Origin of the sequence: Citrobacter sedlakii, from assembly GCF_018128425.1 — a bacterium.
GTDB classification, from domain to species: domain Bacteria; phylum Pseudomonadota; class Gammaproteobacteria; order Enterobacterales; family Enterobacteriaceae; genus Citrobacter_A; species Citrobacter_A sedlakii.
The window spans coordinates 2,562,698-2,581,745 of sequence record NZ_CP071070.1 but is presented as its reverse complement, the minus strand read 5'-3'; the positions used below and the strand labels follow the sequence as shown (position 1 = coordinate 2,581,745).

Sequence of the window (19,048 nt, the reverse complement as noted above, 5' to 3'; positions counted from 1 at the left end):
GAATTAAATCACTCCCTGACCAAACATCGCGTCGGCGACTTTCACGAAGCCCGCGATATTCGCGCCGCGCACGTAGTTAGTCTGCTTGCTTTCACCGCCGTACTCCACGCAGGCGTGGTGAATATCCAGCATAATGTGGTGCAGGCGCGCATCCACTTTTTCCGCTTTCCAGCTCATGCGCGCGGCGTTCTGCGCCATCTCCAGACCGGAGGTCGCCACGCCGCCAGCGTTTGCCGCCTTACCCGGAGCAAACAGTACGCCCGCATCCAGGAACAGATCGGTCGCTTCGATGGTGGTCGGCATGTTGGCCCCTTCGGCGACCGCCTTCACGCCGTTGGCAATCAGCATGCGCGCGGCGTCGACATCCAGCTCGTTCTGCGTCGCGCAAGGCAGGGCGATATCCACCGGGACTGACCACGGTTGTTTACCTTCCAGCCAGGTCAGGCCAAACTCTTTGGCATATTCGGACAGGCGGCTGTCACGATTTGCTTTGATTTCGCACAGGCGCGCCAGCTTTTCTTTGCTAAAGCCGCTTTCGTCAACCACTGTACCGCTGGAGTCAGAGGCGGTGACGACGCGGGCGCCAAACTCCATCGCTTTTTCAATCGCATATTGCGCCACGTTGCCGGAACCGGACACCGCCACGCGCATACCTTCAAAGCCCAGACCATGACGTTTAAGCATCGCTTCAGTGAAATAGACCAGGCCGTAACCGGTGGCTTCCGGGCGGATAAGACTGCCGCCGAACGAAAGACCTTTACCTGTAAACACACAGGCGCTGTTATTGGACAGCTTGCGCATCATCCCGGCCATAAAGCCCACTTCACGACCCCCGACGCCGATATCACCCGCCGGCACGTCGGTGTCCGGACCCAAATGGCGATACAGTTCGGTCATTAGCGCCTGGCAGAAACGCATCACTTCGCCTTCGCTTTTGCCTTTTGGATCGAAGTCGCTGCCGCCTTTACCCCCGCCCATTGGCAGGGTAGTCAGCGCGTTTTTAAAGGTTTGCTCGAAGCCGAGGAACTTAAGGATCGAGAGGTTAACGGACGGGTGGAAACGCATGCCGCCCTTATAGGGGCCGATCGCTGAGTTAAACTGGACGCGCCAGGCACGGTTGACCTGCACCTGATTACGATCGTCGAGCCACACTACGCGGAACTGAATCACACGCTCTGGCTCAACCAAACGTTCAAGCAACGACATTTCACGGTAACGGGGATTTTGCTCAAGGAAAGGCCACAGGGTGGTCATCACTTCGCGAACGGCCTGCGCGAACTCGGTTTGATTCGGGTCGCGCTTTTGTACATGGTTGAGGAATGATTCCAGAGAGCGTGTCTGATCCATAGATAAACCTTATATTTAAACGATTGTAATTGTGTTTTTAATGAATATGTATTTGCAGTTTTTGACTATACCACCAGGAATGTGACGGGAAGCAAGAAAAAAATGGTGCCGCTAAGCAAATTAATAACCGGGCGTGGGTCATAACAAAAAGCGATGACGGGCGGGATTAAAGTTTTCGCCATGAAAGACCGTTATAGTGAGAACAGTCCCGCAATAATAAGGAATTTCTATGCGCGCTTTCGCCCTCGCCGCCGCCGTGATGACCCTCGCTTTTTCCGCGACAGCTAACCCGATCTCTCACCCGCAGGTCGAGGTCAACGTGCCGCCGGAGGTGTTCAGTACGGGTGGCCAACGTGTGCAGCCCTGTCTACAGTGCTGCATTTATCAGGATCAGTATTATTCGGAGGGCGCGGTGATTAAAGTGGAAGGTGTGCTGTTGCAGTGTCAGCGCGATGAAAAAACGATCAGCACGAATCCGCTGGTCTGGCGTCGCGTAAAAGCATAAACGCCTTGAGCAGGGGGATATCGGCGGGAGCAAGCGGATATTCCTGTGCGACGTGCGGCTCGCACCATACCAACCGCTGATGCGCATGGGCGGTTAACGCGCCGCTGAATGCCGGAACATGCCAGGCATGCAGGTGAATGATGCGGCCCGAAACTTCACGCTGATGGCTGGCAACATAGGCTCCGACAGTGGCGCAGATACCCAGTTCTTCCTGTAACTCACGGGCAAGCGCCTGCGGCTGTGTTTCGCCAGGTTCGACTTTTCCACCCGCAAACTCCCATAACCCAGGTTGATCCGCATGGGCAGGGCGCTGGGCGAGCAATATTTTGCCATCACGCTCGATAATGGCGGCGACAACGTCGAGGGTTTTCATCATATTCATCAATGTCTAACGGGATAAAGTGACATACTATCGTTATCTTTGTTTGACCTGAAGTCCCAGGAGTTTCCCTTGAACGATCCGCAATCGTGGGTTAAGCCGCTGACCCGTTTACCTCTACCGCTTAAGCCGCTGGTTCAAACCCAGAAAAAACATTACGGTGAGGTACTGCACCCGACGCGCTGGTGGGGGCGGATGCCGTTTCTGTTCTGGCTGGTGGCGCTGTTTGTCGGTTTTCTGGAGCGCAAACGGGCGCGGCTGACGCCGGACATGCGCGCGCTGTTGATGACCCGCGTTTCTCAGATATGTCACTGCGCATTTTGCGTTGATGCGAACAGCCTGAGATTGGCGGAACGCTGTGGCGCGATGGATAAAGTGCTGGCGGTGGCAAACTGGCAGACGTCCGCGCTGTTTAGCGAGGAGGAGCGCGTGGCGCTGGCCTACGCTGAAGCCGTCACCGCGACGCCGCCGAAGGTTGATGACGCGCTAAAGGCGCAAATGACGGCGCATTTTACAGACGAGGTGATTAGCGAAATGACCGCGCTGCTGGCGTTTCAGAATCTTTCGGCGCGCTTTAACGCCGCGCTGGATATCCCTTCACAGGGATTGTGTGACAGCCTGAAAGGAGCGCCGCGTGCTTGACCGTCATCTGCATCCGCGCTGCAAACCGTTTTTGCACCGTTGCGCCGGGCTGCTCGACAAACCAGGGGTGTCAGCGGACGGCGTAACGCTGTTTGGCTTTGCCATCGGCGTACTGGCGCTGCCGTTTCTCGCGCTGGGATGGTATTTTGCGGCGCTGGTCGCCATCGTGCTGAACAGACTGCTGGATGGGCTGGACGGCGCGCTGGCCCGGCGCAGGGGACTGACCGACGCGGGAGGATTTCTCGATATTTCGCTCGATTTTCTGTTTTACGCGCTGGTGCCGTTTGGTTTTATCCTCGCACAGCCGGAGCAAAACGCGCTGGCGGGCGGCTGGCTGCTGTTTGCTTTTATTGGCACCGGCAGCAGTTTTCTTGCCTTTGCCGCCCTCGCGGCGAAACACAATATCGATAATCCCGGTTACGCGCATAAATCGTTTTATTATCTGGGCGGGCTAACGGAAGGGACGGAAACCCTGTTGCTTTTTGTGCTGTGCTGTCTGTTTCCGGCCTGTTTTGCGCCGTTGGCGTGGATCTTTGGCGCGCTCTGCTGGTTGACCACGTTCACCAGAATCTGGAGTGGATACCAGACCCTGAAAGCGATTCAGCGTCAGAAATAAGGTTGCGCCGGATGGGCCATGCGCGCATCCGGCCATTTGCGGTTACAGGCTGCTTTGCGGACCCCGTTCGCCACGGGCAACCGGGTTTTTCGGATCGCTGCTCCATTCATACCAGCCGCCGTCGTACACCGACACGTTCTGCCACCCCATCGCCCGGGCGTACATAAACGTTTCCGAAGCGCGCCAGCCGGTGCCGCAATAAAAAGCGATCTGTTGATCCGGCAGAATGTTCCACTGCTTCCACATTGCGGCAATGTCGTCTGCGCTGCGCATAGTGCCGTCCGGGTTATGGAAATCCTCCATATGCGTGGAGTCGCTGCCCGCATGACCCCAGCGCGCGCCGGCAATTTCGCCTTTTGGCTTAATGTAGCTATACCCGCTGGTGGCGCCGATAAATTCCGGCCAGGAGCGAATGCTGACCAGCGAGGCGTCCTGCCTGTGCAGCAGTCCACGCGCCTGCTGCGTGTCGATCATCAGCTGTGGCTGCGCCGGAATAGTCACGCCGAAATCCGGCGCGGGTTTGACTTTCGCTGGCATCCCGCGTTCCACCGGTAGCCCGGCGTCAGACCAGCTCTGCCAGCCGCCGTCGAGCAGGCGAACGTCCTTCACCCCGGCGTAGAGCAGAATTTGCGCCACGCGGGCGGCGGCATAGACATCGCGCCCGTAGAGAATCACCGTCGTGTCGTGACGAAGACCGTGTCTGGCCAGCATCGCCTTAAGATCGGCATCGGGGACTTTATTCCACAGCGGCTCGCTTTCCACTTCGTTGGTATCGATATAGCCCGCGCCCGGAATATGGCTGATAAGATAACGCTTCGGCGCGCCCCAGGCGGCTTCGATCACTTTCCAGTCACCGGCAGGTTTAGCGGCGACCGCGTTGCCTTGTTGCAGTTCGTGCAGCCACTGCGGGTACACCAGTTGTTCAAAATGCGCCAGCCGCTGGAGGCGAGCGGGATCCTGAAGCGCGTCGGTGAGCGTAGAAACCGGGTTTAGACCGGCTTTTTCCAGTCGGTTTTTCACCGCCTGAATCGCCGTTTCACTGCCATAGAGCGCGACCGGGGTGTTGGCGCTAAGGTGATGTTGTTGGATCCACGCCTCGATCTGTTCATCGCTCATGGCGTCGAGCCAACTGGCGGAGAGATTCAGTGCCGATGGTTCATGGCCGGAAGGGCCGTTGACGCTCTGCGGCCAGCCGTTATAAAAAGCGCTGGGGCGGGTGTCAATGGCGATGCCATTTTTCTGCATGAGCTGGTGGAAAGTGAGCGCCTGCGTCATATCAGCTGCCCAGGAGGAAGCGCAAGCCAGCCCTAAAGCCATTGCCAGCGCGGTCAGTTGAGAAACACGTTTCATCGAATTGCCCGACGTTGAGATAAGAGGGCGACATTTTCTGCTTCCTGGAGGCGAAAAACTTTGCGTTAACACAGGATGCGCGCATATTTATACGGCGCTGGTCAGCCGCAAAATCTGTCCGCCGGCCGGCACATCTTCCGGGTCGTGGGTGACCTGAACCACGGGAATCTTCAGGCGGCGGACCTCTTCAAAGACCCATTGGCGAAAATCAGCGCGCCGGTCGGCGTCAAGACGCGCGAACGGTTCATCTAACAGTAGCGCCCGTGGCTGTGCCAGCAGGGCGCGGAGCAGCGCCACCCGGCCACGCTGGCCACCGGAGAGCGTCGCCGGATCGCGTGACGCGAATCCCGCCATTCCCGCGCGTTCCAGCGCATGTTGTACCGCCTGTTCGCGCGCCGCGCCTTTCACGGCAGCCGGGAGCGCCAGCAGCAGGTTCTGTCCTACAGTGAAGTGATCGAACAGCAAGGCATCCTGAAATAATATACCCACCTGCCGCGCGGCGGTGGGCAGCCGATCCAGTCGCCGATCGTCCAGCCACAGTTCGCCAGAAGCCGTCAGCGGCAGTGACAGCGCACCAACCAGCCAGGCCAACAGCGAGGATTTTCCGCAGCCGGAAGGGCCCATTAACGTGACAATGTCACCTTTTGCCGCCTCAAACGTTAATGGGCCGAACAACGGGGTCTGTTTCAGGTACAGAGAAAGATGACGAACAGTTAGCATTATCGCATTCCTTGACGGGCACGACCGACCCAGGTTGAGATGCCGGCAGTCAGCATAAACACCAGCAACGGTAACAACAGTTGCCACAGCGCCTGCGCCGCCAGGATGCTGGTGCTGCCGCCGCTACTGAGGGCAACGGCTTCTGTCGTCAGGGTCGGAAAGCGCCCTGCGCCCAGCCACAGCGTCGGCATATATTGCGCAATGCTCACAGAAAAACCGACCGCCAGCGCAATCAGCGCCGGGCGCAGCATCAGCGGGCATTTCAGGTAGCAGAAAATTTTTACTGGCGACCAGCCCAGCGTTTGCGCCACCAGAATCAATCGTGGGTCGATGCGCCGCCAGGTCGGTTGCAGTACGAAAAGCATCCATGGCGTAACCCACAGCAGGTGGCCCCAGATGAGGGTGGAAAACTGTCCGTCCTGCCCGGTACGCAGTGCGACAGCATACTGACCGACCACCAACGGTAGCGCGGGCAGCAGGATCGGTAACCAGACCCAACGATGCCTGTGCCGTGGCCCCCATTCCAGCCAGAGCAGTAACATAACCAGCGCCAGTACGCTGGCGAGCGCGCCTATTTGCAGGCTGTTGAGCAACGCGTCGACGTCGGGCGTGGCATCTCGCGCGAGCACAGCCAACAAAAGCGCGCACACGAATCCCGTCAGCGGCAGTGCGCGCGACAGCGCCTTTCCGCTCAGGGCCGGAACGTGAGGCTGACGCAGACCGTTGACGGAGGGCAATGTTCGCCGCCAGATACGCCAGATCAGATACCCAACCAACGCAAAGAGGGCGAGTAACATGACCAGCAGCAGGCTGGCCAATGCCCCTTTACTCTGTTGGTCGCTGTCGCCCTGGCTTAGCCATTGCCAGCTTAGTACGGCCAGCGTGGGCGGGTTACCAGGGCCAAGAATCATCGCGACGTCTACTGCCGAAAGCGTCCACGCGACCACTGCCAGCATCACCACGCCCAGTGCCGGGGCAATTGAGGGAAGGATCAACCAACGCATCGCCTGGTAACGGTTGTAGCCCAGTGAGTCGAGGATAATGACCTGACCGCTGAGACGTGTTTCGCTCAGCAGGACCGTCAAAATCCACAGTACAAAAGCGCTCTCTTTCACTGCAAGCGTGACCCCCAGTCCAATGCCATAGCTGTCCATCGGCGGCGTGAACGCCGGCAGTGCGCGCCAGAGTAAACCGCCTTCGGCAAACAGCAGGAGCGTTGCGCTGGCAAAGGCGACGTGAGGGATGGCCAGCAGCCACGGCAGTCGACCGGCCAGGCTGCGCCATCGGTCGCCTGGCCAGAGCGACACGACGATCGCCAGCGCGATGAACAGCGCGCCGACGGCGGCGACGATGGTGGAAACCACGGTGGCCAGCAGCGCTTGCGGTAACTGCGGATCGGCAAACAGCGCCTGCCAGTGCGCGAATGACAGGGCCGGGGAGATCAGCAGTACGCTGGCGGGCACTAATGGCGCGTAGACAACCAGCATGCACAGCCAGGCCAGCAGCGTTAGCGCGTACCGTAACGGCGCAGCCATTCCTGCTCCAGGGCGTTGATCCAGGCGGCGTGAGGTTCAGGTAACACGGCAGGCAGGCCGCCCGGCGAGCGCGCAGCCAGCGCTTCTCGTTCGGCAACAGGCAGCGTTTGCGGGTCCAGTACCGAAGGATCGCCCCAGACTGCCGGGTCAGCTTTCCGCAGTTGCGCCTGCGGCGAGAGCAGGAAGTTTGCCACCACCTTCGCACCTGCTTCGGCACGGGCGTTGGCGGGAATCGTCACAAAATGAACGTTGCCAATCATGCCATCAGAAAAGCCAAAGCTGTAGCTGCTGTCTGGCAGTTCGCCATTGGCGACTTTTTGCTGCGCGTGGGCCGGGTTAAAGGTCAGCGACAGGCGCAGCGTACCGCTGTTCAGCAACGCATCCATGCGCGCCGGCGAAGCGGGAAAGTCTTTCCCCTGACGCCACAGATACGGGTGCAACGCGTCGAGATAGCGCCACAATGGCGCGGTTACCTCCGCAAAACGGGCGGAATCGGGCGCAACGGTTAGCGCTGTCGGCGTGCGGGTCAGCGAGATGAGTAACTGTTCGAGAAATGCCGTACCGGTGAAGTCCGGCGGACGCGGATAGCTTACGGTACCCGGGTGGGCTTTGGCGAACGCCAGTAGCGCCTGCGGACTTTGCGGCGGCTGCGGCGTGACGTTTCGATCCGCAATAAAGGTGAGCTGTGCGCCGCCCCAGGGCGATTCCGCACCGTCGGTAGGCACGGAGAAATCTTCCCGCACCGGCTTTTGCGTATCGACATAACGCCAGTTAGGCAGCGTCTCCGCCCACTGAGTTTGCAGCAGTCCCGCTTCTTTCAGCGTGCGGAAATTTTCGCCGTTTACCCACAAGAGATCTACCGAACCGCCGTCTTTCCGCCCGGCGGCGGCTTCGGTCTGAATACGTTTTACCGCGTCCGCAGCGTCGGCCAGACGGACGATTTTCAGGTCAATAGCGTAATGCGTTTTCATTTCACCGCTGACCCAGTCCAGATACCGGTTGATCGCCGGATCGCCACCCCAGGCGTTAAACCAGACTGTCTGGCCTTTGGCTTCTTCTTTAACCTGCTGCCAGCTGTCAGCGGCATGAACCTGAGCGCTTAACAGCAGGCCTGCAATAACGCATCCCCAACGCATAGTTACTCCTGAAAAAAACGTGTTGCCAGCCAGCGCGAGGCCAACGGTAAAAGTCCGAGCAGCGCAAACGCGGCCAGCATAGCGGGTGAGATAATGTCACGCATGGATGTCAGTTGACCCAGTTGCCTGCCGGCATTGAGATACACCAACGTGGCGGGCAGCATTCCCAGTTGGCTGACCCACCAGTAGCGGCGCACGCTAATGGATGTGACTCCCGCCAGCAGATTCACCACCACGAACGGGAACAACGGCATCAGGCGCAGCGCAAAGAGATAGCCGACGCCGTCGCGCGCGATCCCGCGATTCACCGGCATCATCTGGCGGGAAAAACGGTGCGATACCCAGTCACGCAGCAGATAACGGCTGGTGAGCATAGCGAGCGTGGCGCCCAGCGTCGAGGCAAAGGAGACCAACAGCGTCCCTTGCCACAGACCAAACAACGCGCCGCCGAGCAGGGTTAACAGCGCCGCGCCGGGTACAGACAGGGCTGCTACGGCGGTATAGAGCAGGAAATAGAGCGTCGCGCAAAGCAACGGCCACTGGCGCTGCCAGTCCACCAGCAGAGCGTGGTTGCGCCTGAGCGTATCAAGCGTGAGAAAGCCGGGGGGCGTGAGCCACATCAACCCGGCTATGAAAAGGACAAGGATACCCGCTAACAGGTATTTTCGGCTGTTCACCGGTCTCTATCAAACGTGAAACTTCGCCCACACCGGCGCGTGATCGGAGGGTTTTTCCATACTGCGGATATCGTAGTCGATGCCGGTTTCGACGCAACGTTCCGCCAGCGGCTGGCTTGCCAGTAGCAGATCGATGCGCAGGCCGCGGTTGTCATCAAAGCCTTTTGAACGGTAATCAAACCATGAGAACCGATCCACCGTTTCCGGGTGCGCGTGGCGGAAGGTGTCCACCAGTCCCCAGTTCAGCAAACGTCCCATCCATTCACGCTCTTCCGGCAGGAACGAACATTTTCCGGTGCGCAGCCAGCGCTTACGGTTTTCTTCGCCGATACCGATGTCCAGATCGGTCGGGCTGATGTTCATGTCGCCCATGATCAATACCGGATTATCGCGCTTCAGTTCAGTGTCGAGATACTGCTGCAGGTTTTGATAGAACCGTTCTTTCGCCGGAAATTTGACGGGGTGGTCGCGGCTTTCACCCTGCGGAAAATAGCCGTTAATCACCGTCACGTTGCCCAGAGGCGAGGGGAGTTCCGCCATGATAATGCGGCGCTGCGCTTCTTCACCGTCGCCAGGGAATCCGCGACGGACGGCGACAGGCGTCTCTTTTGTCAGTAGCGCCACGCCGTAATGGCCTTTCTGACCATGATAAAACACGTTGTAGCCGAGTTTCGCCACGTCCTCAAGCGGAAACATGTCATCGTGAACTTTTGTCTCCTGAAGGCCGATAACGTCAGGTTGGTGTTTTTCGACAATGGCTTCCAGTTGATGAGGTCTGGCGCGCAGGCCGTTGATATTAAAAGAGACAAATTTCATAGTCGCTGCCACTTTGCTGGGTGAATAGTGCAAGGATGGTAGCAGAATTTACGTTGGCTGACTGCCACTTGTCGCCAGATTCCTGCAATGAATGCGAATGGTGTTAACGATGGTGCAACATTTGCCCGCTTTCAGGGCGCATTGCGCCAGAATGGCGCAGCAATTTCCGGTAAATTTCGCAGACGATCACATTTCCAGAATTATATTTGGTATGTGCATAATATTGCGGATTTTCATCCATTTATTCACCTTTCCAGCAAACATATTCACTTTTTATGCAGTAAAAGTGAATATCGACAGGCTATAACCCATTGATTTTGTGTTTCTCCATCCCGTTTATGCATTTTTTCGCTGGCTGGCATGAAGCCTGCAATCTACATTTACAGCGCAAACACACTATTTATTAACATATAAATAACTTTTTATTTACCATTGAGGTTGCTATGTCTCAGTCAATTACGCGTGAAAATTTTGATGAATGGATGATGCCCGTTTATGCCCCGGCGCCTTTTATTCCGGTACGTGGCGAAGGTTCACGCTTGTGGGATCAGCAGGGTAAAGATTATATCGATTTCGCCGGGGGGATTGCGGTCAATGCCCTTGGTCATGCGCACCCGGAACTGCGAGAAGCGCTAAATGAACAAGCTGGCAAATTCTGGCACACCGGTAATGGTTACACTAACGAACCGGCGCTGCGGCTGGCGAAAAAACTCATCGACGCCACCTTTGCCGATCGCGTTTTCTTTTGTAACTCCGGGGCGGAAGCTAATGAAGCGGCGCTGAAGCTGGCGCGAAAATACGCCCACGATCGCTACGGCAGCGAGAAGAGCGGCATTGTGGCGTTCAAAAATGCTTTTCATGGCCGCACGTTGTTTACCGTCAGTGCTGGCGGGCAACCGGCCTATTCTCAGGACTTTGCGCCGCTGCCGCCGGATATCCGCCACGCGGTATATAACGACATTAACTCCGCCAGCACCCTGATCGACGACACCACCTGCGCGGTGATCGTTGAGCCGATGCAGGGCGAAGGCGGGGTGTTGCCCGCCACGCCTGCGTTCCTGCAGGGCTTGCGTGAGCTGTGCGATCGTCACAACGCGCTGTTGATTTTTGACGAAGTCCAGACCGGCGTCGGTCGCACCGGTGAGCTGTACGCCTATATGCATTACGGCGTTACGCCCGATCTGCTGACCACGGCGAAAGCGCTCGGCGGCGGATTCCCCATCGGCGCGCTGCTGGCACGTGAGGCCTGCGCCAGCGTGATGACCGTCGGTACGCACGGAACCACTTACGGCGGCAATCCGCTGGCGACCGCAGTCGCCGGGAAATTGCTGGACATTGTGAATACCCCGGCGATGCTGAACGGCGTCAAACAGCGCCACGACGGGTTTGTTGAGCGCCTGAACGCCATTAACCAGCATACCGGCCTGTTTAGCGAAATTCGCGGTCTGGGTCTGCTGATTGGCTGCGTGCTGAACGCCGGGTATGCCGGTCAAGCCAAACAGATAGCGCTGGAAGCGGCGAAAGCGGGCGTGATGGTGCTGATTGCCGGGGCTAACGTGGTACGTTTCGCCCCTGCGCTGAACGTCACCGAAGAAGAAATGACCACTGGGCTGGATCGCTTCGCGCAGGCCTGCGCACAGATCAAGGCTGGAGGTTCCTCATGAGAGTAATCCGTCCTGCTGAACAGGGGGATGTCGCTGCGCTGATGCAGCTTGCCGGTAAAACCGGCGGCGGCCTGACGTCGTTACCGGCGAATGAAGCGACGCTGGCAGCGCGCATCGATCGCTCAATTAAGACCTGGCGGGGAGAACTGCCGAAAAGTGAACAAGGGTTCGTGTTTGTACTGGAAGACAGCGAAACCGGGGAGGTGGGCGGGATTTGCGCCATCGAGGTGGCGGTCGGGCTGAATGACCCGTGGTACAACTACCGTGTAGGGACGCTGGTGCATGCCTCGAAAGAGCTGAACGTCTATAACGCGCTGCCGACGCTGTTTCTCAGTAATGACCACACCGGCAGCAGCGAGTTGTGTACGCTATTTCTCGATCCGGACTGGCGTAAAGAAGGCAACGGTTATCTGCTGTCAAAATCGCGCTTTATGTTTATGGCGGCGTTTCGCGACAGGTTTAATGAAAAGGTGGTTGCGGAAATGCGCGGCGTCATTGATGAGAACGGCTACTCTCCGTTCTGGGAAAGCCTGGGCAAGCGCTTTTTCTCAATGGAATTTAGCCGCGCGGATTTCCTGTGCGGTACCGGGCAAAAAGCGTTTATCGCGGAACTTATGCCCAAACATCCTATTTATACCCATTTTCTCAGCCATGAGGCGCAGGCGGTGATAGGTCAGGTCCATCCGCAGACGGCGCCTGCCCGCGCGGTGCTGGAAAAAGAGGGATTTCGCTACCGTAACTACATCGATATTTTCGATGGCGGGCCGACACTCGAGTGTGACATCGACCGGGTACGCGCCATTCGTAAAAGTCGGCTGGTGGAGGTTGTCGAAGGACAGCCTGCCCCTGGGGATTATCCGGCCTGCCTGGTGGCTAATGAGAATTACCAGAACTTCCGCGTCATGCTGGTGCGCGCGGACCCGGATACGCAGCGGTTGGTGCTCACGGCAGCACAACTGGATGCCCTGAAATGTCAGGCGGGGGAAAGCGTGCGCTTTGTCCGTCTTTGCGCTGAGGAGAAAACGGTATGACGTTATGGATTGATGGTGACTGGCTGAGCGGTCAGGGGGAGCGTCGGGTAAAACGCGATCCGGTGAAGGGGGACGTGCTTTGGGAAGGTCACGACGCGGATGCCGATCAGGTGTTGCAGGCCGTTCGCGCTGCCCGCGCGGCGTTTCCGGCATGGGCAAAACGTCCTTTTAGCGAGCGTCAGGCGATTGTAGAGGCGTTTGGCGGGCTGCTGGAAAACAATAAAACGCAGCTCACCGCGATTATCGCCCGCGAAACGGGTAAGCCGCGGTGGGAAGCGGCCACGGAAGTGACGGCGATGATCAATAAAATCGCCATTTCGATCAACGCGTACCACGCTCGTACCGGAGAGCAGCAGAGTGCGTTGCCGGACGGCGCAGCGACGCTGCGTCATCGTCCGCATGGCGTGCTGGCGGTGTTTGGCCCCTACAATTTCCCCGGGCATCTGCCGAATGGCCATATCGTCCCGGCGCTGCTGGCTGGCAATACGGTGCTTTTTAAACCCAGTGAACTCACGCCGCGGACCGGTGAAGCCGTAATCAAACTCTGGCAGCAGGCCGGATTGCCCCCCGGCGTCGTGAATCTGCTTCAGGGCGGTCGCGAAACGGGACAAGCGCTGAGCGCGCAGGACGATCTGGATGGTCTGCTGTTTACCGGTAGCGCGAATACGGGTTATCAACTGCACCGCCAGCTTGCCGGACAGCCGGAAAAAATTCTCGCGCTGGAAATGGGGGGAAATAACCCGTTGATCGTCGAAAACCCGGCAGATATCGACGCCGCCGTGCACCTGACTTTACAGTCGGCGTTTATTACTGCCGGACAGCGCTGCACCTGCGCGCGCCGTTTACTGGTCAAAAAAGGGGCGCAGGGCGATGCCTTTCTTGCGCGGCTGGTCGAGGTGAGTCAGCGGTTACAGCCGGGGCGCTGGGACGCTGAGCCGCAGCCTTTTTTCGGCGGGCTGATTTCAGCACAGGCGGCGAAGCACGTCTACACGGCCTGGCAGCGTCTGGCGGCGCTTGGCGGTAAGACGCTGCTCACGCCGCGTCTGATTGAGGAAGGCACGTCGCTGCTGTCGCCAGGGATCGTGGAATTGACCGATGTGGCAAATGTGCCCGACGACGAAGTGTTTGGCCCGCTGTTGGGCGTCTGGCGTTATGACCGTTTTGAGGACGCGATAGCGCTGGCGAACCAGACCCGCTTTGGCCTGTCGTGCGGACTTATCTCGCCCGATCGTGCACAGTTTGACCAGTTGCTTCTGGAAGCGCGCGCGGGGATCGTCAACTGGAATAAACCACTGACCGGAGCCGCGAGCACCGCGCCGTTTGGCGGAGTGGGGGCATCCGGTAACCATCGCGCCAGCGCGTGGTACGCCGCGGATTACTGCGCCTGGCCGATGGCGAGCCTCGAATCACCGACATTGACGCTACCGGGCGTCCTGAGTCCCGGGCTTGATTTCTCTCGTGAGGAAGGATTATGAACGCGCGCGAGGTCAATTTTGACGGGCTGGTGGGGCTGACGCACCATTATGCCGGGTTGTCGTTTGGTAACGTGGCGTCCACGCAGCACCGCTTTCAGGTATCGAATCCGCGCCTGGCCGCAAAGCAAGGATTGCAGAAAATGAAAGCGCTGGCCGATGCCGGGTACCCGCAGGCAGTGATCCCGCCGCATGAACGGCCATTTATTCCGGCGCTGCGCCAGCTCGGGTTTAGCGGTAGCGATGAGCAGATCCTCGCAAAGGTGGCCCGGCACGCGCCGCAGTGGCTTTCCAGCGTCAGTTCAGCGTCGCCGATGTGGGTCGCCAATGCGGCCACGGTCGCACCGTCTGCTGATACTCTGGATGGTAAAGTTCATCTGACGGTGGCAAACCTCAACAATAAGTTTCACCGATCGCTGGAGGCTCCGACGACCGAAGCGCTGCTGCGAGCCATTTTTCACGACGATCGTTATTTTTCGCTTCACACGGCGCTGCCGCAGGTGGCGATGCTTGGCGATGAAGGCGCGGCGAATCACAGTCGTCTGGGGGCTAACTATGGCGATCCTGGCATCCAGCTGTTTGTGTACGGGCGTGAAGAGGGCAATCAGACCCGGCCTTCTCATTATCCGGCGCGCCAGACCCGTGAGGCCAGCGAGGCGGTCGCGCGGCTGAATCAGGTTAATCCGCGGCAGTGCATTTTTGCCCAGCAGCATCCTGATGTGATTGATCTCGGTGTTTTCCATAACGACGTTATTGCGGTGTCGAATCGGCAAGTGCTGTTTTGCCATGAGCAGGCTTTCGCCAGCCAGGATCAGGTACTGGACCAACTGCGCGCCCGCGTGCCGGGTTTTACGCCTGTCGTGGTGCCTGCGTCAGAGGTATCTGTTTCCGATGCGGTTGCCACCTATTTGTTTAACAGCCAACTGCTGAGCCGTGAAGATGGCTCGATGATGCTGGTGCTGCCGCAGGAGTGTCGTGAACATGCGGGGGTATGGCGTTATCTGACAAACCTGCTGGAAGGCGACAACCCGATTCGCGATATGCGTGTGTTTGACCTGCGTGAAAGTATGTCCAACGGCGGCGGTCCTGCGTGTCTGCGCCTGCGGGTCGTGTTGACCGATGAGGAGTTGCGGGCGGTGAATCCCGCGGTGATGATGAACGACACCCTGTTTTCCGCCCTCAACGACTGGGTGGATCGTTACTATCGCGATCGGCTGACCGCCGCAGACCTGGCGGACCCGCAGTTGCTGCGGGAAGGTCGCGAAGCGCTGGACACCCTGACGCAGTTGCTGAAACTTGGTTCTGTCTATCCGTTTCAGCAGGCAGGAGAGCGACATGGATGATTTCCTTGCTGTTACCCTGGCAGGCGTGATACCGGAGGTCTCTGAAGGGAAAGGCCCGGGCTTTCACTGGCGTCAGACGGCGCCGGGCATCCTTGAACTGATCCCGGAAGAGGCGACCGATCGGGCGTTAGTGATTTCGGCCGGTATTCACGGTAATGAAACGGCGCCGGTGGAAATGCTTAGCGCGCTGCTGACGAGATTAATGGCGGGTGAGATCCCTCTGCGCTGGCGGCTGTTGCTGATTCTGGGCAACCCGCAGGCGCTGGCAGAGGGCAAGCGCTACTGTCACAGTGATATGAACCGGATGTTTGGCGGGCGCTGGCAGCAGTTTGAAGAAAGTGGTGAAACGCTACGCGCGCGGCAACTGGAACGATGCCTGGAGGATTTCTGGTGTCGGGAAGCAACCCCGACCCGCTGGCATCTCGATCTTCATACCGCCATCCGTGGTTCTCATCATCTGCGGTTTGGCGTGTTGCCGCAGCGTCCGATTCCGTGGGATGACGGTTTTCTCGACTGGCTCGGCGCCGCCGGGCTTGAGGCGCTGGTCTTTCATCAAACACCAGGCGGTACGTTTACGCATTTTAGCGCAGCGCATTTCGGCGCGCTTTCCTGCACGCTGGAGCTGGGAAAGGCATTACCGTTCGGGCAAAACGATCTACGCCAGTTTGCGCCTACCGCAGACGCGTTGTCCGCTCTGCTGGCCGGGAAGGGAGGAAAGCGCAGCGGCGCGCAGCCGGTTCGCTATCGTGTAGTATCACAAATTACGCGACGCAGCGAAGCATTTGTGCTGCATATTGACCGTCAGACGCTGAACTTTACACCGTTTCAAAAAGGCACACTGTTAGCCGAAGACGGCGCCGAGCGCGTTATTGTACGCCACGAAGTTGAGTACGTTCTTTTTCCCAACCCTGCCGTCGCACCCGGTTTACGCGCCGGACTGATGCTGGAAAAAATCAACTGACCTATTTACCGCAGGCTCTCTTTGCCTGCGGTTCTTATTATATCGTGCGTCTGTGAAATATTACGGATTATTCCTGGCAAATTGCTTTATTATTCATCATTGCTGAGTTATAGTCCTTCATATTTCCTGCAAAATCATCCACTTGTCATTTTTCCTTGCTATTCTTCGCCATAATTTCTTTTTTTCTCCACAATTGGCGAAAAGTTGTTTTTTATACTTTCATTGTTTTACCGATACTCTGACTAATTGACGATAAAGCCGCTAAAGTTAATCTCGTCAACACGGCACGGCTCTTGTTGGTAAGAGTTAAGAAAGCCGTAAAAAATAACTGAAAGGAAGGATAAAGAATATGCGTAAATTAACTGCACTGTTTGTTGCTTCTACCCTGGCTCTGGGCGCTGCTAACCTGGCTCACGCAGCCGAAACCACCGCCGCCGCGCCAGCGGATGCAAAACCCATGATGCACCATAAAGGCAAATTTGGTCCGCATCATGACATGATGTTCAAAGACCTGAATCTGACCGATTCGCAAAAGCAGCAGATTCGCGACATCATGAAAGAGAAACGCGCCGACATGAAACGCCCGTCCTTAGATGAGCGCCGCGCAATGCACGCGATCATTGCCAGCGACAGCTTCGATAAAGCCAAAGCTGAAGCGCAGATCGCAAAAATGGAAGAGCAGCGTAAAGCCAACATGCTGGCGCACATGGAAACACAGAATAAGATCTATAACATTCTGACCCCGGAACAGAAAAAGCAGTTTAATGCCAATTTTGAGAAGCGTCTGACAGAACGTCCGGCGCGAGACGGTAAAATGCCCGTACCTGCTGAGTAATCGCTGAGCAAACGGATCCGAAAACCGCCGGTCTTGTTCATCCTCTCCCATGAGGCGATGGACAGGCCCGGCGGTTTTTTTTACCGCAGTAGGCCATTCCACCCTGACGCCAGTTACCTGCTGTTCATTAAAGCATCCAGGCTGAGGTCGATGATCTCGCAGGTACCGGAAATCAAGGGCTTGCAGAGAATTTTGTAGCCATCATGATCAAAGCCTGCCGGCGTTTGTACCAGCGTCGACACGTTATCCAGAGAGTCAACCGCGCCCAGCCAAAGCCAGTTATTAATAATGTGGTACTGCGTCATCCCCGGTCGGCTCTCTTTGAGCGCAATAGCGTTTTTCCACGGCCAGCATACAACACGCAGTTTTTCCAACGAATCCAGCAGGCGGGTCGCATGCTGGTCAGGGCTTTCTTTGCCGCAACAGGCCCCCGCGCAGCGCTTTAGCGCTGAGCGAAAACAGGCGCGACCGCGACTCAGCGGCTCAAGACCGAGCAGTCCATAACACAGCTTTTGTTCATCAGCGAGGGTCTGTAAGGCCTGCAACGCGGCGCGACGATTGGCAAAAAGACCAAACAGGTTGGCCGCGTGTGAAAAGTCGACGTCGCGCGCATAAACGACGTCAACGTTTTGCCCGCGAAGCTGGAGGGCGCAGAGTTGGCGGTTGCGCCGGAGTCGTTTGTTAAACAACGGCTGCTGTTCTTTAATAAGCCGGGCTTCCAGCAGCAGCGCGCCGATTTCTCCTGCGGTGCAGATCCAGCTAATGCGTCGGGACTGACGCAGCATGGCGGCTTCATCGGCGGTGCGCAGATGTGACAGTACCCGGCTGCGAATATTCACGCTTTTGCCTATGTACAGAGGCATGGCGTCGCTGTCGCCATGGAACAGATACACGCCGGGTACGCTGGGCAACGCATCAAGGAAAGGGCGCAGATGTTCGGGGTATTTGTAAATTGCTGCTGCTTCAAATTCTGGACGAGGGGCTGATTGACGCCGTACCACGGTTAACTCCGGATGCTGGTTATTCATCCAGTATAGCAGCGCAGCGGAGAGTAAAAAAGAGGCGATTTTGTGGAGGCTGGCCGGACAGCGCGCGTGGCGTCATTATCCGGCCAGGTAAAATCACTGTTTCCAGAAATCGTCAAACACCGTGATGGGCGGACGGCGTTTATGTTCCGTCTTCAGGTACCAGCCTTCAATGATATTGGCAACGGCGGGATCGACGGCTTTGCCTTCCAGATAGTCATCAATATTGTCGTAGCTGACGCCGAGCGCGGCTTCATCCGGCAAAGAAGGGCGATCGTCTTCCAGGTCGGCGGTCGGGGCTTTCTTGTAAAGATGTTCCGGGCAGCCTAACGCGGCCAGCAACTGTTTGCCCTGACGTTTGTTCAGGCGGAACAGGGGATTAATGTCGGTGCCGCCGTCGCCATATTTCGTAAAGAAGCCAGTAATAGCTTCCGCCGCATGGTCGGTACCTACCACGACTCCGCTGGTCATTCCGGCGATACTGTACTGTGCCTTCATACGTTCGCGGGCTTTTTCGTTACCGCGCACAAAATCGCTCAGTTCAATCCCCGCGTCGCGCAACGCCTGTTCACTCGCCAGCACCGCGCCCTTTATGTTGACCGTCAACACACGATCCGGCTGGATAAAGGCAAGCGCGTCCTGGCAGTCCTGCTCGTCGAACTGCACCCCGAAAGGCAGGCGGACTGCAATAAATTGCAGCGCGTCATTACCTGTTTCTTCGCGCAGTTCGCTGATCGCCATCTGACAGAGTTTTCCTGCCAGCGTGGAGTCTTGCCCGCCGCTGATTCCCAGCACCAGGCTTTTCAGGAAGGAATAGCGTTGCAGATACGCTTTCAGAAAATCCACGCTGCGGCGAATTTCTTCTTCTGGATTAATGTGCGGCTTTGCGCCCAGCGCCTGGATGATCTCTTGTTGCAGAGACATGTAACCCCTCCCCAATATGAAATAAAAAAAGCAGTCTGTAATAAAGCTAACCCTTTGTCGCGCAAACGAC

At 57.5% G+C, this 19,048-nt stretch carries 20 protein-coding genes; 9 read left to right on the top strand and 11 right to left on the bottom strand.

The window, feature by feature from the left end:
• Window positions 1-3 precede the first annotated feature (3 nt).
• A complete protein-coding gene (gene gdhA / locus JY391_RS12370) occupies window positions 4-1,347 on the bottom strand; it encodes an NADP-specific glutamate dehydrogenase (protein ID WP_211934395.1) in 1,344 nt (447 codons plus the stop codon).
• A gap of 259 nt (window positions 1,348-1,606) precedes the next feature.
• Here gdhA and JY391_RS12365 point away from each other — a divergent pair, with 259 nt between their 5' ends.
• Window positions 1,607-1,852 (top strand): YnjH family protein, encoded by a 246-nt coding sequence (locus JY391_RS12365; protein WP_120714880.1) that lies wholly within the window; start codon window positions 1,607-1,609, stop codon window positions 1,850-1,852.
• Here JY391_RS12365 and JY391_RS12360 read toward each other — a convergent pair.
• Complete coding sequence (locus tag JY391_RS12360) at window positions 1,812-2,228, bottom strand: pyrimidine (deoxy)nucleoside triphosphate diphosphatase (RefSeq protein WP_042287735.1); 417 nt, start codon at window positions 2,226-2,228, stop codon at window positions 1,812-1,814. The genes JY391_RS12365 and JY391_RS12360 overlap by 41 nt on opposite strands.
• 75 nt (window positions 2,229-2,303) lie before the next feature.
• On the opposite strand from JY391_RS12360, the gene JY391_RS12355 reads away from it, so the two are divergent.
• Both JY391_RS12355 and JY391_RS12350 read left to right on the top strand, forming a co-directional pair.
• Window positions 2,304-2,873, top strand: a complete 570-nt coding sequence (locus JY391_RS12355) for a carboxymuconolactone decarboxylase family protein (protein ID WP_042287541.1) — start codon at window positions 2,304-2,306, stop codon at window positions 2,871-2,873.
• Window positions 2,866-3,489 (top strand): CDP-alcohol phosphatidyltransferase family protein, encoded by a 624-nt coding sequence (locus tag JY391_RS12350; protein WP_042287538.1) that lies wholly within the window; start codon window positions 2,866-2,868, stop codon window positions 3,487-3,489. Before JY391_RS12355 ends, JY391_RS12350 begins: the two co-directional genes overlap by 8 nt.
• Before the next feature lie 42 nt (window positions 3,490-3,531).
• Here the strand turns inward: JY391_RS12350 and JY391_RS12345 are convergent, their stop codons facing one another.
• From JY391_RS12345 to JY391_RS12315, 7 genes are all read right to left on the bottom strand, one after another.
• On the bottom strand, window positions 3,532-4,839 hold the full coding sequence (locus tag JY391_RS12345) for a rhodanese-like domain-containing protein (protein ID WP_211934394.1): 1,308 nt from the start codon (window positions 4,837-4,839) through the stop codon (window positions 3,532-3,534).
• 87 nt (window positions 4,840-4,926) lie between these two features.
• Window positions 4,927-5,559: an ATP-binding cassette domain-containing protein gene (locus JY391_RS12340; protein WP_060569647.1), complete on the bottom strand. Its 633-nt coding sequence runs from the start codon at window positions 5,557-5,559 to the stop codon at window positions 4,927-4,929.
• Window positions 5,559-7,094: an ABC transporter permease family protein gene (locus tag JY391_RS12335; RefSeq protein ID WP_211934393.1), complete on the bottom strand. Its 1,536-nt coding sequence runs from the start codon at window positions 7,092-7,094 to the stop codon at window positions 5,559-5,561. The genes JY391_RS12340 and JY391_RS12335 overlap by 1 nt, the downstream gene beginning before the upstream one ends.
• The gene (locus tag JY391_RS12330) at window positions 7,067-8,230 is read right to left on the bottom strand and encodes an ABC transporter substrate-binding protein (protein WP_211934392.1); all 1,164 of its coding nucleotides are present in this window, start codon (window positions 8,228-8,230) and stop codon (window positions 7,067-7,069) included. The genes JY391_RS12335 and JY391_RS12330 overlap by 28 nt, the downstream gene beginning before the upstream one ends.
• A gap of 2 nt (window positions 8,231-8,232) precedes the next feature.
• Entirely contained in the window at window positions 8,233-8,907 is a 675-nt protein-coding gene (locus tag JY391_RS12325; protein WP_211934391.1) for a TVP38/TMEM64 family protein, read from the bottom strand.
• Between the two features lie 9 nt (window positions 8,908-8,916).
• Complete coding sequence (xthA, locus tag JY391_RS12320; RefSeq protein ID WP_042287522.1) at window positions 8,917-9,723, bottom strand: exodeoxyribonuclease III; 807 nt, start codon at window positions 9,721-9,723, stop codon at window positions 8,917-8,919.
• Between the two features lie 103 nt (window positions 9,724-9,826).
• The gene (locus tag JY391_RS12315; RefSeq protein ID WP_211934390.1) at window positions 9,827-9,964 is read right to left on the bottom strand and encodes a hypothetical protein; all 138 of its coding nucleotides are present in this window, start codon (window positions 9,962-9,964) and stop codon (window positions 9,827-9,829) included.
• Between the two features lie 202 nt (window positions 9,965-10,166).
• Between JY391_RS12315 and astC the strand changes: the two genes are divergently transcribed.
• The 6 genes from astC (at window position 10,167) to spy (ending at window position 17,029) form a co-directional block, all read left to right on the top strand.
• Window positions 10,167-11,387, top strand: coding sequence for a succinylornithine/acetylornithine transaminase (astC, locus tag JY391_RS12310; protein WP_211934389.1), 1,221 nt, complete (start codon window positions 10,167-10,169; stop codon window positions 11,385-11,387).
• On the top strand, window positions 11,384-12,418 hold the full coding sequence (gene astA / locus JY391_RS12305) for an arginine N-succinyltransferase (RefSeq protein WP_042287518.1): 1,035 nt from the start codon (window positions 11,384-11,386) through the stop codon (window positions 12,416-12,418). Before astC ends, astA begins: the two co-directional genes overlap by 4 nt.
• Window positions 12,415-13,893 carry a succinylglutamate-semialdehyde dehydrogenase gene (astD, locus tag JY391_RS12300; RefSeq protein WP_211934388.1) on the top strand — a complete coding sequence of 493 codons (1,479 nt, stop codon included), beginning with the start codon at window positions 12,415-12,417 and terminating at the stop codon, window positions 13,891-13,893. Before astA ends, astD begins: the two co-directional genes overlap by 4 nt.
• Window positions 13,890-15,233 (top strand): N-succinylarginine dihydrolase, encoded by a 1,344-nt coding sequence (astB, locus tag JY391_RS12295; RefSeq protein WP_211934387.1) that lies wholly within the window; start codon window positions 13,890-13,892, stop codon window positions 15,231-15,233. The genes astD and astB overlap by 4 nt, the downstream gene beginning before the upstream one ends.
• Window positions 15,226-16,194: a succinylglutamate desuccinylase gene (gene astE, locus JY391_RS12290; protein ID WP_211934386.1), complete on the top strand. Its 969-nt coding sequence runs from the start codon at window positions 15,226-15,228 to the stop codon at window positions 16,192-16,194. Before astB ends, astE begins: the two co-directional genes overlap by 8 nt.
• 349 nt (window positions 16,195-16,543) lie before the next feature.
• On the top strand, window positions 16,544-17,029 hold the full coding sequence (spy, locus tag JY391_RS12285) for an ATP-independent periplasmic protein-refolding chaperone Spy (protein WP_211934385.1): 486 nt from the start codon (window positions 16,544-16,546) through the stop codon (window positions 17,027-17,029).
• Between the two features lie 113 nt (window positions 17,030-17,142).
• Here the strand turns inward: spy and cho are convergent, their stop codons facing one another.
• Complete coding sequence (gene cho / locus JY391_RS12280; protein ID WP_211934384.1) at window positions 17,143-18,030, bottom strand: excinuclease Cho; 888 nt, start codon at window positions 18,028-18,030, stop codon at window positions 17,143-17,145.
• A 120-nt stretch (window positions 18,031-18,150) separates the two neighbouring features.
• Window positions 18,151-18,978, bottom strand: coding sequence for an NAD(+) synthase (gene nadE / locus JY391_RS12275; RefSeq protein ID WP_205611942.1), 828 nt, complete (start codon window positions 18,976-18,978; stop codon window positions 18,151-18,153).
• Window positions 18,979-19,048: the final 70 nt, after the last annotated feature.

Bases quoted from the DNA above. Each gene is read 5' to 3' on its own strand.
- astA (WP_042287518.1), top strand. From the start codon at position 11,384: ATGAGAGTAATCCGTCCTGCTGAACAGGGGGATGTCGCTGCGCTGATG.
- JY391_RS12360 (WP_042287735.1), bottom strand. From the start codon at position 2,228: ATGATGAAAACCCTCGACGTTGTCGCCGCCATTATCGAGCGTGATGGC.
- JY391_RS12345 (WP_211934394.1), bottom strand. From the start codon at position 4,839: ATGAAACGTGTTTCTCAACTGACCGCGCTGGCAATGGCTTTAGGGCTG.
- JY391_RS12365 (WP_120714880.1), top strand. From the start codon at position 1,607: ATGACCCTCGCTTTTTCCGCGACAGCTAACCCGATCTCTCACCCGCAG.
- JY391_RS12340 (WP_060569647.1), bottom strand. From the start codon at position 5,559: ATGCTAACTGTTCGTCATCTTTCTCTGTACCTGAAACAGACCCCGTTG.
- JY391_RS12335 (WP_211934393.1), bottom strand. From the start codon at position 7,094: ATGGCTGCGCCGTTACGGTACGCGCTAACGCTGCTGGCCTGGCTGTGC.
- astC (WP_211934389.1), top strand. From the start codon at position 10,167: ATGTCTCAGTCAATTACGCGTGAAAATTTTGATGAATGGATGATGCCC.
- astB (WP_211934387.1), top strand. From the start codon at position 13,890: ATGAACGCGCGCGAGGTCAATTTTGACGGGCTGGTGGGGCTGACGCAC.
- spy (WP_211934385.1), top strand. From the start codon at position 16,544: ATGCGTAAATTAACTGCACTGTTTGTTGCTTCTACCCTGGCTCTGGGC.
- astE (WP_211934386.1), top strand. From the start codon at position 15,226: ATGGATGATTTCCTTGCTGTTACCCTGGCAGGCGTGATACCGGAGGTC.
- gdhA (WP_211934395.1), bottom strand. From the start codon at position 1,347: ATGGATCAGACACGCTCTCTGGAATCATTCCTCAACCATGTACAAAAG.
- astD (WP_211934388.1), top strand. From the start codon at position 12,415: ATGACGTTATGGATTGATGGTGACTGGCTGAGCGGTCAGGGGGAGCGT.
- xthA (WP_042287522.1), bottom strand. From the start codon at position 9,723: ATGAAATTTGTCTCTTTTAATATCAACGGCCTGCGCGCCAGACCTCAT.
- nadE (WP_205611942.1), bottom strand. From the start codon at position 18,978: ATGTCTCTGCAACAAGAGATCATCCAGGCGCTGGGCGCAAAGCCGCAC.
- JY391_RS12315 (WP_211934390.1), bottom strand. From the start codon at position 9,964: ATGGATGAAAATCCGCAATATTATGCACATACCAAATATAATTCTGGA.
- JY391_RS12330 (WP_211934392.1), bottom strand. From the start codon at position 8,230: ATGCGTTGGGGATGCGTTATTGCAGGCCTGCTGTTAAGCGCTCAGGTT.